The organism is Streptomyces sp. Edi4 (genome assembly GCF_040253615.1).
GTDB lineage: Bacteria > Actinomycetota > Actinomycetes > Streptomycetales > Streptomycetaceae > Streptomyces.
This window is the reverse complement of record NZ_JBEJGY010000004.1, coordinates 2591651-2603921: the sequence shown is the minus strand read 5'-3', so window position 1 is coordinate 2603921 and position 12271 is coordinate 2591651. Positions and strand designations below refer to the sequence as shown.

Genomic DNA, 12271 nt, shown 5'->3' with positions numbered 1-12271 from the left:
GGCAAAGGGGCGCCCGGTCAACTTCCTTGACCGGGCGCCCCTTCACGTGTGCTCCGCGACCGTCAGACCTTCTGGCGGGAGGTGTTGTAGAGCGAGGCGGTCAGCTTGGCGGCGTCGTCCTGGCTCGCGCCGCCACCGGTGGCGGCCTTGCCCAGGTCCATCAGGATCACCACGCCGTACGTGCTGTAGTCGGCCCACACGCACGCCGGGGCCGTGAACTCCTTGGGCCCCTTGTCGAGCGACCCGTCGGCCGCGGAGTTGGTGAACTTCATGTCCTGGCACTTCATCAGCGCGCCCCTGAACCCGGCCGGCTTGACGAGCTTGGCCGAGCCGACCAGCTCCGCCTTGATGGTCTTGTTCTTGGCGGTGCTGTCCTTGGCGTTCTGGAACGAGGCGTCGATCACCTTCGCCGGGTCGGAGATCTGCCCCCACACCGCCTGCACCTGGAGCATCCTGGCGGTCAGCGGGTTCTTGGCGGGGTCACCCTGGTCGTACGAGGTGGCCACCTGCTGCGGGTTCTTGACGCCGAGCGCTTCGGCCTTCTTCTTCTGCTCGTCCGTCATGGCCTGCGTCTGATCGCCCGCCGCGCCCTTCTTGTAGTCGTCGACCGTGGCGGGCAGCACGACCTTGTAGCCCTTGGTGGCGTCCGACACGTCGGAGTTGCTGGCGCCCCCCTTGGTGAGGAACCACACCCCGCCGCCGATGACCGCGAGCGCCACGACGGCCGCCGCGACGATCAGACCCGTCTTCTTCTTCGGGGGCGCGGGCTGCGCCGGGCCGCCGTACGGGGGCTGCTGGCCGTAGCCGGGCTGCTGGCCGTACGGGGCCTGCTGGGGCCCCTGCTGCGGGTAGCCGTAGGGCGGCTGCTGCGGAGGCTGCTGGCCGTAGGGGCCCGCCTGCTGCGGCGGCACGCCCTGCGGGGCCTGCTGCGGGTATCCGTAACCGGGCTGCGGCTGGCCGGGCTGGCCGTACGGCTGCTGCGGCGGCTGCTGGCCGTACGGACCGGGCTGCTGAGGCTGGCCACCGTACGGGCCCGGCTGGTTGTAGCTCATCGCTGTGTTCCCCCTAGGGATGTTTATCCGATCCGGACATCCTGACGGAAGGGGGAGCGACCCGCAGTACCCGGGGTCGATCGATGTCTAGCTGTTGACGACTTGTTCCTGTTCCCGCACGAACTCGTCGATGCGGTCCGGACTTTCGGTTCCCACCGAAGCCACGAAGTACGACGGCGCCCAAACCTGCGCCATGCCTGCCCGACGGAGCACGCGTTCAGAGGCGGTTCTGAGCCTTCCGGCCACGTCGGTGGCGGCAAGATCGGCCGGATAGCGGATCAGGGCCCGTACATGGTCGGATGCTCCACTGAAGGCCTCGATATGAGCATCGGCTGCTCCGGCAGCCACGTTCAAGGAGTGCTCCGCCAAGCGCAGCATTTCGGCGGTCAGCACGGCCCGGCGGTGCGTGACAAAGGCGATGTGGGCCGTCAGACAGGGGAACGAGGCATCGGGACGGCTCGACACGGTCTCGATGCGCCGCTGAGGGCGCCGTCGCCGCCCCTTCGCGGGATGTTCTGCTCGCCAGGCGTCGAGCTCCGACGCCAGCCAGGTCGGCGTCCGCCCGATGTGCTCGGGTTCGGGGAAGCCGTTGTTCGGGCGCGAGTTGAGCACATAGATGGCCTGGACCGAAACCCCTAGGCGCTCGGCGGCCTGCGTAGGAATGAGCCGTACTGCTGACATGGCTTTCACCGTACGACAGACAAGTTGAGCTTATCTATGTAGCGTGGGGAAGTGTCCATCGAGAAAGGTGAGGGGGCGTGGGGTCGTGGGGTGCAAATCTGTCAGTCCGGCGAATACCGGGCGCGTGTACCGCCTGTACCCCGCCCCGGCACAGGCCGAGCGCTTGCGGCGCTGGGGTCATACCTGTCGCGCCGTGTGGAACCTGGCCCTTGAGCAACGGATCTACGTCCTTCAACAGCGGGGCCGGTGTCTGCGGGCGGATGAGCAATGCCGGTACCTGACACAAGCGCGCCACGACCTCGACTGGATCGGCGAGCTGCCCTCCCAGACGCCGCAGCAGATCCTCCGGCGTCTCGATCGGGCCTACGACAACTTTTGGAACGCGGACCATCCCGCTCGATTCCCTCGCTACAAGAAGCGATCGGCGCGGCTCTCCATCCCCCTGCCCGGCCAGGCGGTTCGCGTACGGCCGATCAACCGGAAATGGGCCTTCGTGCGGATTCCGAAGCTCGGCGAGGTCAAGTTCCGGCTGTCCCGCGCCCTGGGCGGTGACGTCCAGAACGCGACGGTCACCACTGATGCCTCCGGGCGCTGGTCCATCAGCTTCGCCGTACGTACGCGGAGCCCAGCGCCCCTCGCCAACACCCTGCCGCCGGTCGGCGTCGACTTCGGGGTCAAACAAGCCGCCTACTGTTCCGACGAAGCTCAGCCCCGGCTCATGCCGCCGACTCTCACGGCGGGGGAGCGGCGGCGGCTGGAGGGACTGGAGAGACGCAAAGCACGGCAAGTGCGCCATGCGCACACACATCGCGGTGGACGGCACAGCATCCGCCTACAGAAAACCCTCAGAGAGATCGCCCGTATCAAGGCCCGGCAAGCCCGCCGACGGTTGGACTTCACACACAAGCTCACCACCGATCTGGCCAAGAACCACGGCCTGGTCGGGATCGAGGATCTGCGGGTGAAGTCCATGACGGCGAGCGCCGGACGAGGCTCGCGCAAAGCGGGGCTCAATCGCGGCATCCTCGACAACACCCCCGGGGAACGCAGGCGCCAGCTCGCCTACAAGTGCCCCAGGTACGGGTCGGTGCTGGTCGCGGTCGTACCTGCGGGCACGTCGCAGACCTGCGGGCGCTGTGGCCACCGGGATCCGCTTTCCCGGACCGACCGGGACAGCTTTCGCTGCGTAAAGTGCGGGCACGGGGATGACGCCGATCACAACGCCGCCACCGTCACGCTCCACCGCGCTCTGCGGATGGCGGACGACGCGGTCTGCCGCAGAGCACTGCGGTGAACAGCACGCATCGGCCGGCCGCACCAGGCCGGTCATGCCCGGCGGCAAAACCGGGCGCACGCGTGAACTTCTTGCTCCGCTCCCCAGCGTCAGCAAGGAATCCTCGCAGGCCATCGCGGGGCGGATGCCAACAAAGATTCCCGTTTCAGTACGGGCCCGTGACACCCCTAAACTGGCCCGGTGACCGAGAACACTCAGCAGCAGAATCCAGCGCCCCCCACCGAACTGCCGACCCAGTACGCGCCGGCCGAGGTAGAGGGGAAGCTGTATGAGCGCTGGGTAGAGCGCGGGTACTTCACCGCCGACGCGGGCTCCGACAAGGACCCGTACACCATCGTCATCCCGCCGCCGAACGTCACGGGCGCGCTGCACCTGGGCCACGCCTTCCAGGTCACGCTCATGGACGCGCTCACCCGCCGCAAGCGGATGCAGGGCTACGAGACGCTGTGGCTGCCCGGCATGGACCACGCGGGCATCGCCACGCAGAACAAGGTCGAGCAGCAGCTCGCCGAGGAGGGCAAGTCCCGCCAGGACCTCGGCCGCGAGGCGTTCACCGAGCGCGTGTGGCAGTGGAAGGGCGAGTACGGCGGCCGGATCCTGGGCCAGCTCAAGCGGCTGGGCGCGGGGCTTGACTGGTCGCGCGAGCGGTTCACCATGGACGAGGGCCTGTCCAAGGCCGTCCAGACCATCTTCAAGAACCTCTACGACGACGAGCTGATCTACCGCGCCGAGCGCATCATCAACTGGTGCCCGCGCTGCCTGACGGCCATCTCCGACATCGAGGTGGAGTACCAGGAGGACCCGGGCGAGCTGGTCTCCCTGAAGTACGGCGAGGGCGAGGACACCCTGGTCGTGGCCACCACGCGCGCCGAGACGATGCTCGGCGACACCGCGATCGCCGTCCACCCCGACGACGAGCGCTACCGGCACCTGGTCGGCAAGCTCATCAAGCTGCCGCTGACCGACCGCTCCATCCCGGTCGTCGCGGACACCCACGTCGACCCCGAGTTCGGCACAGGCTGCGTCAAGGTGACCCCGGCGCACGACCCCAACGACTTCGCCATCGGGCAGCGGCACGGCCTGGAATCAATGACGATCATGGACGAGCGCGGTGTCATCACCGTCCCCGGCCCCTTCCAGGGACTCGACCGCTACGAGGCCCGCTCGGCCGTCGTGGGCGCGCTCAAGGAGCAGGGCCGCATCGTCGCCGAGAAGCGCCCCTACATGCACTCGGTCGGCCACTGCTCGCGCTGCAAGACCACTGTCGAGCCGCGGCTTTCGATGCAGTGGTGGGTCAAGGTCGGCCCGCTCGCCCAGGCGGCGGGTGACGCGGTCCGTGACGGCCGGGTCAAGATCCACCCCGAGGACATGTCGAAGCGGTATTTCGACTGGGTCGACAACATGCACGACTGGTGCATCTCGCGCCAGTTGTGGTGGGGCCACCGCATCCCGATCTGGTACGGCCCCGAGGGCCAGGTCGTGTGCGTGGGGCCCGACGACGAGATCCCCACCGGCGAGGGCTGGCGCCAGGACCCCGACGTCCTGGACACCTGGTTCTCGTCCGGCCTGTGGCCGTTCTCCACGCTCGGCTGGCCGGAGAAGACCGCCGACCTGGAGAAGTTCTACTCCACCGACGTCCTGCTCACCGGCCACGACATCATCTTCTTCTGGGTCGCCCGGATGATGATGTTCGGTCTGTACGCGATGGACGGCGAAGTCCCGTTCAAGACGGTCGCGTTGACCGGTCTGGTCCGCGACGAGTTCGGCAAGAAGATGTCGAAGTCCAACCCCAACGCGGTCGACCCGCTGGACTGGATGGACAACTACGGCTCGGACGCGGTCCGCTTCACCCTCGCCAAGGGCGCCAACCCCGGCGCGGACGTCCCCATCGGCGAGGACTGGGTCCAGGCGTCCCGCAACTTCGCCAACAAGATCTGGAACGCGACCCGCTTCGCGCTCATGAACGGCGCCACCGTCGAGGGTGAACTCCCGCCCGTGGAGCGGCTTTCGGCGACCGACCGCTGGATCCTGTCGCGGCTCAACAAGACCGTGGCCGAGGTCGACGCGTACTACGAGGACTACCAGTTCGCCAAGCTCAGCGAGGCGCTGTACCACTTCGCGTGGGACGAGGTCTTCGACTGGTACGTCGAGCTGTCGAAGACCACGTTCTTCGCGGGCGGCGAGCAGGCGAAGGTCTCGGGCCGGGTCCTGGGCGAGGTCCTTGACGTGATGCTGCGGGTCCTGCACCCGATCGTCCCGTTCGTCACCGACACCCTGTGGACGACGCTGACCAGGGGCGAGTCCCTGGTCGTCGCCGACTGGCCCAAGGACAGCGGCTTCCGCGACGAGGCCGCCGAGCGCGAGATCGAGCTGGTCCAGCAGGTCGTCACCGAGGTCCGCCGCTTCCGTTCCGACCAGGGTCTCCAGCCCGGCCAGAAGGTCCCGGCCGAGCTCACCCTGAGCGGCACGTCGCTGGCCCCGCACGAGGCGGCCATCCGTCAGCTGCTCCGTCTCCAGCCGGCCGGCGAGGACTTCCACGCCACCGCCTCGCTGCCGGTCGCGGGCGCCACGGTCGCGCTCGACCTCTCGGGCACCATCGACGTCGAGGCCGAGCGCAAGCGTCTGACCAAGGACCTGGGCGCGGCCGAGAAGGAGAAGGCGGACGCGAACAAGAAGCTCGGCAACGAGGCGTTCCTCGCCAAGGCGCCGGACAACGTGGTCGACAAGATCCGCGGCCGCCTTGCCAAGGCGGAGGCCGACATCGAGCGGATCACCCGCCAGATCGCGGCCCTGCCCCAGGGCTGACCCGACCGCCGTACCTCCCGTACGCCGTCGCAGTACGCGGGTGAGGGCCCCCGGGACTCCGGGGCGCTGTTGGCCAACAGCGTCCTTCGGTCCCGGGGGCCCTTCGCGTGCGGAGCGCCGCGCACGCCGGGCGCCTCGGGCCCGTCCTGTGCGAGCCCCGTGCGAGCCCCGCGCGGGCGGGCGTGCCCGAGGCGCGGGGGAGCGGGGGAGTGGCGTCCGGTCACGTGCGACATCTCCGTCCGGCCGCGTGCGGCATATCACTGCGTGGGGGCCGTTCGGCGCAGGTGTGGGGGTCCCAAGACCTTGGATGATGGAGAGCATGCACTCGCCGTCCCCGACCTCCGCGCCGCGCCGCGCGACGGCGGCGGCGCGTGCCGCGAGCGCGCGCTGGGTCGGCGACGACCGCGCCATGGACGTGCTGATCGCGCTGAGCTGCTTCGGCCTGATGATCCTCGACGTGCCGGGCCTGGCCCGCGACGACAACTCGCTCAACAGCTACACCGCGCCGCCCGTCCTCGCGCTCGGCGCCGCCACTCTGCTCCTGCGCAGGCGCTGGCCCTGGCTGCCCTACCTGGTGGCGCTCGGCTATCTGGGCTGGCTGCACCAGCTGAACCTGGTGCAGTTCGCGCTGTACTCGCTCGGCCGCTTCCGCGGGCGGCGCGCCGGCATCCTCGCCACGTGCGGCTACATCGCGGTGGCGTACGTCCTGTTCAACCTGCCGGGCTGGCCCGACATCCGGGGCGAGACGCTCAGCTCGTTCCTGGCGATCGTGGTGCCGGTGGGGGTGCTCGCCTGCGGCGTCGGCATCTCCGCCTACCGGCACGACCTCGTCCACGAACTGGAGGCCCAGCGCGCCCAGACCGCGGGTCTGCGCGCCGTGCAGGCCGAGCGGATCTCGGTGGCCCGGGACGTGCACGACATGGTGGGGCGCGAGCTGACGATGCTCGCGGTGCGCTCCGAAGTGCTCGCCGTGCGGGCCAGGAACGAGCCGCACCACAAGGACTTCGAAGAGCTCGCCGACAGCGCGCGCCGCGCTCACCTCATGCTGAACGAGATCATCGTGCGGCGCGCCGACGAACGCACCGCGACGCCCGGCCTGGACGGCCTGGACGCACTGGCCGAGGAGAGCCGGCTCGCGGGCACCCCGGTCGGGCTCGACATCGAGGCGGACGCGCACCGGCTCTCGCCGCTGCGGCAGGCGGCCGTGTACCGGGTGGTGCAGGAGTGCCTGACCAACTCCGTCAAGCACGCCAGGGGCGAGCCGGTCGCGGTGACGATCCGGCTGGTGGCTGGGGATCTCGTGGTCACCGTGCAGAATCCGCTGCCGCGCTCGGCGCCGGTGAAGGAGCCGGTCTCCTCGGGGACCGGCACGTTCTCGATGCGCGAGCGGGTGGACAGCATGGGCGGCTCGCTCACCACGACCCGTACCGACACCACCTACGAGGTGCGGGCGACGCTGCCGGCGGGCGCGGTGGGCTGAGCCGTCCCGCGCGGGCGGTGGGCCGAGCCGCCCCGCACGCCCGCTCTAGGTGCCCACAAGGAGCCGCTGCAACTGGTCGAAGTCCTCCACGCACTTGCCCGCGCCCAGCACCACACAGTCCAGCGGATCGTCCGCGACGAACACGGGGATGCCGGTCGCCGAGGCGATGCGCAGATCAAGGCCCGGCAGCAGCGCGCCGCCGCCGGTCAGCACGATGCCGTGCTCCATCACGTCACCGGCGAGCTCCGGCGGGCACTCCTCCAGGGTGACCCGCACCGCCGCGATGATCGCCTCGACGGGCTCGTCGAGGGCGGCCCGCACCTCGCGCGCCGTGAGCAAGAGCGTCATGGGCAGCCCCTTGACCTTCTCGCGGCCCCGCACCGTGAACGTACGCTCCTCCAGTTCCGCGTTGCCCGGCACCGGCCACGCGGACCCGATCGCGCACTTGACGTCCTCGGCGGTGCGCTCGCCGATGAGCAGCGCGTGCTCCTTGCGCACGTAGTCGGTGATCGCGGTGTCCAGGCGGTCGCCGCCCACCCGCAGGGACTGCGAGGTCACGATGCCCCCGAGTGAGATCACGGCGACCTCCGTGGTGCCGCCGCCGATGTCCACCACCATCGAGCCGCGCGGCTCGGCGACCGGCAGGCCGGCTCCGATCGCCGCCGCCATCGGCTCCTCGATGAGGTGCACGGCCTTCGCGCCGGCCCGCTGGGAGGCGTGCACGATGGCGCGCCGCTCCACCGGGGTCACCCCGCTCGGCACGCACACCACCATGCGGGTGCGCGGGCGGCGCCCGGGCACGGCCTGTTTCACGAAGTGGCGGATCATTTCCTCCGCCGCCTCGTAGTCGCTGATCACGCCGTCCCGCAGGGGCCGGATGGCGGTGATCGAACCAGGCGTACGGCCGATGGTCTCCTTGGCCTGTGTGCCTACGGCGAGCGCCGAGCGGCCGCCCTCCTTCATCGCCACCACGGACGGCTCATTGAGCACGATGCCCTGCCCCCGGGCGTAGAGAAGCGTGTTGGCGGTACCGAGGTCGATGCCTATGTCCATGATCGCCAAGTTTGCCCGGACAGTCTGTGGGACCCGGGGGCCGAACGTCCCGAAAGGGGCGGGTCCAAGGTCCCCTCGGTGCTTCTCCGTAGACTGGACCCGTGACCGAGCAGCCCGACCCCAGTGAAGCCGACGACTTCGATCAGATCGTCGAGGCCGAGACCGACAGAGACCCCGACCTCGCGGTGATCGAGGCAGGCAGCCGCACCCTGCGCACGCACGGCGCAGCGCCCCAGGGCGACGCCGTGCCGGGCCGTCCCGCGGACCCCGAGGTCGACGCGGCGCTGCGCGCGGTGGAGACCGAGCTCGCCGGCCGCTGGGGCGAGACCAAGCTGGAGCCGTCGGTGCGCCGCATCGCCGCCCTGATGGACGTCCTGGGCGAGCCGCAGCGCGCGTACCCGACGATCCACATCACCGGCACCAACGGCAAGACCTCCACCGCCCGGATGATCGAGGCCCTGCTCGGCGCCTTCGAGCTGCGCACCGGGCGCTACACCTCGCCGCACGTCCAGTCGATCACCGAGCGCATCAGCCTGGACGGCCTGCCGATCCCCGCCGAGCGCTTCGTCGAGACGTATGACGACATCAAGCCGTACGTCGAGATGGTGGACGCGCGCGAGGAGTTCCGGCTCTCCTTCTTCGAGGTCCTGACCGGCATGGCGTACGCGGCCTTCGCCGACGCGCCCGTCGACGTGGCGGTCGTCGAGGTCGGCATGGGCGGCACCTGGGACGCGACGAATGTCATCGAGGCGGGCGTCGCCGTCGTCACCCCGATCGACCTCGACCACACCGACCGGCTCGGCAACACCACCGGCGAGATCGCCACCGAGAAGTCCGGGATCATCAAGCAGGGCGCGACGGTGATCCTGGCCCAGCAGCCCGTCGACGCGGCGCAGGTCATGCTGAAGAAGGCCGTCGAGGCGGACGCCACGGTGGCCCGCGAGGGCATGGAGTTCGGCGTCGTGGGGCGTGAGGTCGCCGTAGGCGGCCAGCTCCTGACCCTGCGCGGCCTCGGCGGTGAGTACGAGGAGATCTTCCTGCCGCTGTACGGGGCCCACATGGCGCACAACGCGGCGGTGGCGCTCGCCGCGGTCGAGGCGTTCTTCGGCGTCGGCTCCCAGCAGCCGGGCCCGCTCGACCTCGACACCGTCCGCAAGGCGTTCGCCTCCGTGGTCTCGCCCGGCCGCCTTGAGGTCGTGCGCCGCTCGCCCACCGTCGTCCTGGACGCGGCGCACAACCCCGCGGGCGCCCGGGCCACCGCGGAGGGCCTGACCGAGGCGTTCGGCTTCTCGCGCCTGATCGGCGTGGTCGCCGCGAGCGCCGACAAGGACGTCAAGGGTTTGCTCGAGGCGTTCGAGCCGGTCTTCGCCGAGATCGTGGTCACCGCCAACACCACCGCGCGCTCCATGGACGTGGACGAACTGGCCGCGCTCGCCGTCGAGGTGTTCGGCGACGAGCGCGTCGTGGTCGAACCGCGCCTGGACGACGCGATCGAGGCCGCCATCACCCTGGCCGAGGAGGAGGACGAGTACGCGGGAGCGGGCGTCCTGATCACCGGTTCCGTGTTCACGGTCGGCGACGCCCGGCTCATGCTGAAGAGGGGCTGACCCGATGCGTACGCTCTGCGCGTCCACCCTGATCGGTGAATTCTTCGTGATCGCCTTCGCGGGCCTGGTCGCGATGAAGGACCCGGACCTGGCCACCACCACCGTGTGGACGGTCTGCGGCATCGGCATGGTGCTGTCGGTGCTGCTGTGCGGGACGCTGGGCCGGCGCGGCGGCGTCGCGCTCGGCTGGGGCCTCCAGATCGCCCTGGTCGCGAGCGGGTTCGCCGTCCCGCCGATGTTCTTCATGGGCGTCCTGTTCGGCGCCCTGTGGTGGGCCTCGGTGCACTACGGCCGCAAGATCGACGAGGCGAAGGCGCGGTTCGCCGCGCAGGCCCAGGCGGGGACCGGGGCGCAGGCCGAGGCGCAGGCGCAGTAGGGGCGGTGCTGCGATGGCGGGGCTTGGCCGAGTCCGGATGCCACCCGTTCGGCGTCACCCGGTAGCCTCGCCTCACCGCACCCGTAATGCCTGCAAGGAGATCCGCACACCATGACCGAGCGCACCCTGGTCCTGCTCAAGCCCGACACCGTTCGCCGTGGCCTGATCGGCGAGGTGATCAGCCGCATCGAGCGCAAGGCCGGCTGGAGCATCCGCGCTCTTGAGCTGCGCTCCCTGGACCAGGACACCCTGGAGCAGCACTACGGCGAGCACAAGGGCAAGCCCTTCTACGAGCCGCTGGTGGCCTTCATGTCCTCGGGCCCGGTCGTCGCCCTGGTGGTCGAGGGCGAGCGCGTCATCGAGGGAGTACGCCAATTGGCGGGCCCCACCGACCCGATCGCGGCCGCCCCCGGTTCCATTCGCGGCGATTTCGGCACCATCGTCCGGGAAAACCTCATCCACGCCTCGGATTCGGCCGAGTCCGCCGAGCGGGAACTGAAGATTTTCTTCCCGGGCCGCGACTGACCGTTACTGACGGAATGTCCGCCATATAGCGCTCACGACCTGGGGCGACCGAAGGAATTTCGGTCGCCCTTGGGCATATGCGGGCCGACTTCGGGAACGCATCGCCCCGACACGACGTCACCCATACTGAGGTGGACCACCGCGCCGTGTCCGTGCGGGCCGGACTACGATGGGGCCTCACGCTCATCGCACCCACCTCGCCGACCTGAGAAGCCGTCAACGCTCGAATAGGGAAGGCCGGACGCATCCTCATGGGGAGCAACAAAATGTCGTTCATCGGCCGTGACATGGCTGTCGACCTCGGGACCGCCAACACGCTGGTGTACGTCAGGGGCCGCGGAATCGTCCTGAACGAGCCGTCCGTCGTCGCCATCAACACCAACACCGGCGGCATCCTCGCGGTCGGCGCGGAAGCCAAGAAGATGATCGGCCGCACGCCGGGCAACATCGTCGCCGTACGGCCCCTGAAGGACGGCGTGATCGCCGACTTCGAGATCACCGAGCGGATGCTCCGCTACTTCATCCTGAAGATCCACAAGCGCCGGTACCTGGCCCGTCCGCGCGTCGTGGTCTGTGTGCCCTCGGGCATCACGGGAGTCGAGCGCCGCGCCGTCATCGAGGCCTCCACCCAGGCCGGTGCCCGCCAGGTGCACATCATCGAAGAGCCCATGGCCGCGGCCATCGGCTCGGGTCTGCCGGTCCACGAGGCCACCGGCAACATGGTCGTGGACATCGGTGGCGGCACCACCGAGGTCGCCGTGATCTCGCTCGGCGGAATCGTCACGGCGCAGTCGATCCGGGTCGCGGGCGACGAGCTGGACAACGCGATCATCCAGCACATCAAGAAGGAGTACTCCCTCCTTCTCGGTGAGCGCACCGCGGAACAGATCAAGATCACGATCGGTTCGGCCTACGACCTCGACAAGGACGAGCACACCGAGATCCGCGGCCGCGACCTCGTCTCGGGGCTGCCCAAGACCGTGGTGATCTCCGCGGCCGAGGTGCGCAAGGCGATCGAGGAGCCGGTCAACGCGATCGTCGACGCGGTCAAGACGACCCTGGACAAGTGCCCGCCCGAGCTCTCCGGCGACATCATGGACCGCGGCATCGTCCTGACCGGCGGCGGCGCCCTGCTGCGCGGCCTCGACGAGCGGCTGCGCCGCGAGACCGGCATGCCGATCCACATCGCCGAGGACCCGCTGGACTCCGTGGCCCTCGGCTCCGGCAAGTGCGTGGAGGAGTTCGAAGCCCTCCAGCAGGTGCTCGACGCCCAGCCCCGCAGGTAGCCTCCGGGCCCGCCGTCCGCCGTATGGGTCACTGCCGACCCGTACGGCGGATCGTTGATATACAGATCGAAGAGATCTTGTAGATCACCCACATTCCTACGAGGAAGGCACG

10 protein-coding genes are annotated in these 12271 nt (G+C 69.6%); 7 read left to right on the top strand and 3 right to left on the bottom strand.

Annotated elements, in window-relative coordinates; genetic code table 11:
* Positions 1-62: 62 nt before the first annotated feature.
* Together ABR738_RS13780 and ABR738_RS13775 are read right to left on the bottom strand one after the other, a co-directional pair.
* Entirely contained in the window at positions 63-1052 is a 990-nt protein-coding gene (locus ABR738_RS13780; RefSeq protein WP_350230265.1) for a hypothetical protein, read from the bottom strand.
* 87 nt (positions 1053-1139) lie between these two features.
* Positions 1140-1733, bottom strand: a complete 594-nt coding sequence (locus tag ABR738_RS13775; RefSeq protein WP_350230264.1) for a transposase — start codon at positions 1731-1733, stop codon at positions 1140-1142.
* A 124-nt stretch (positions 1734-1857) separates the two neighbouring features.
* Here ABR738_RS13775 and ABR738_RS13770 point away from each other — a divergent pair, with 124 nt between their 5' ends.
* From ABR738_RS13770 to ABR738_RS13760, 3 genes are all read left to right on the top strand, one after another.
* Complete coding sequence (locus tag ABR738_RS13770) at positions 1858-3027, top strand: RNA-guided endonuclease InsQ/TnpB family protein (protein WP_350230263.1); 1170 nt, start codon at positions 1858-1860, stop codon at positions 3025-3027.
* Between the two features lie 180 nt (positions 3028-3207).
* On the top strand, positions 3208-5832 hold the full coding sequence (locus tag ABR738_RS13765; RefSeq protein ID WP_350230262.1) for a valine--tRNA ligase: 2625 nt from the start codon (positions 3208-3210) through the stop codon (positions 5830-5832).
* A 319-nt stretch (positions 5833-6151) separates the two neighbouring features.
* Positions 6152-7312: a sensor histidine kinase gene (locus ABR738_RS13760; protein ID WP_350230261.1), complete on the top strand. Its 1161-nt coding sequence runs from the start codon at positions 6152-6154 to the stop codon at positions 7310-7312.
* A 45-nt stretch (positions 7313-7357) separates the two neighbouring features.
* On the opposite strand, the gene ABR738_RS13755 is transcribed toward ABR738_RS13760, so the two are convergent.
* Positions 7358-8365 carry a rod shape-determining protein gene (locus ABR738_RS13755; protein WP_350230260.1) on the bottom strand — a complete coding sequence of 336 codons (1008 nt, stop codon included), beginning with the start codon at positions 8363-8365 and terminating at the stop codon, positions 7358-7360.
* A 101-nt stretch (positions 8366-8466) separates the two neighbouring features.
* On the opposite strand from ABR738_RS13755, the gene folC reads away from it, so the two are divergent.
* The 4 genes from folC to ABR738_RS13735 all read left to right on the top strand — a co-directional run bounded on the left by folC (position 8467) and on the right by ABR738_RS13735 (position 12159).
* Positions 8467-9972: a bifunctional tetrahydrofolate synthase/dihydrofolate synthase gene (gene folC, locus ABR738_RS13750; RefSeq protein ID WP_350230259.1), complete on the top strand. Its 1506-nt coding sequence runs from the start codon at positions 8467-8469 to the stop codon at positions 9970-9972.
* Between the two features lie 4 nt (positions 9973-9976).
* Positions 9977-10348 carry a DUF4233 domain-containing protein gene (locus ABR738_RS13745; protein ID WP_350230258.1) on the top strand — a complete coding sequence of 124 codons (372 nt, stop codon included), beginning with the start codon at positions 9977-9979 and terminating at the stop codon, positions 10346-10348.
* A gap of 111 nt (positions 10349-10459) precedes the next feature.
* A complete protein-coding gene (gene ndk, locus ABR738_RS13740) occupies positions 10460-10873 on the top strand; it encodes a nucleoside-diphosphate kinase (protein WP_350230257.1) in 414 nt (137 codons plus the stop codon).
* A 266-nt stretch (positions 10874-11139) separates the two neighbouring features.
* A complete protein-coding gene (locus ABR738_RS13735) occupies positions 11140-12159 on the top strand; it encodes a rod shape-determining protein (protein WP_053727412.1) in 1020 nt (339 codons plus the stop codon).
* Positions 12160-12271: the final 112 nt, after the last annotated feature.

What these genes read in the sequence shown, in the direction of transcription:
- ABR738_RS13780 (WP_350230265.1), bottom strand. Translation starts at nt 1,052, where the DNA reads ATGAGCTACAACCAGCCGGGCCCGTACGGTGGCCAGCCTCAGCAGCCC.
- ABR738_RS13775 (WP_350230264.1), bottom strand. Translation starts at nt 1,733, where the DNA reads ATGTCAGCAGTACGGCTCATTCCTACGCAGGCCGCCGAGCGCCTAGGG.
- ABR738_RS13760 (WP_350230261.1), top strand. Translation starts at nt 6,152, where the DNA reads ATGCACTCGCCGTCCCCGACCTCCGCGCCGCGCCGCGCGACGGCGGCG.
- ABR738_RS13755 (WP_350230260.1), bottom strand. Translation starts at nt 8,365, where the DNA reads ATGGACATAGGCATCGACCTCGGTACCGCCAACACGCTTCTCTACGCC.
- ABR738_RS13745 (WP_350230258.1), top strand. Translation starts at nt 9,977, where the DNA reads ATGCGTACGCTCTGCGCGTCCACCCTGATCGGTGAATTCTTCGTGATC.
- ndk (WP_350230257.1), top strand. Translation starts at nt 10,460, where the DNA reads ATGACCGAGCGCACCCTGGTCCTGCTCAAGCCCGACACCGTTCGCCGT.
- ABR738_RS13735 (WP_053727412.1), top strand. Translation starts at nt 11,140, where the DNA reads ATGTCGTTCATCGGCCGTGACATGGCTGTCGACCTCGGGACCGCCAAC.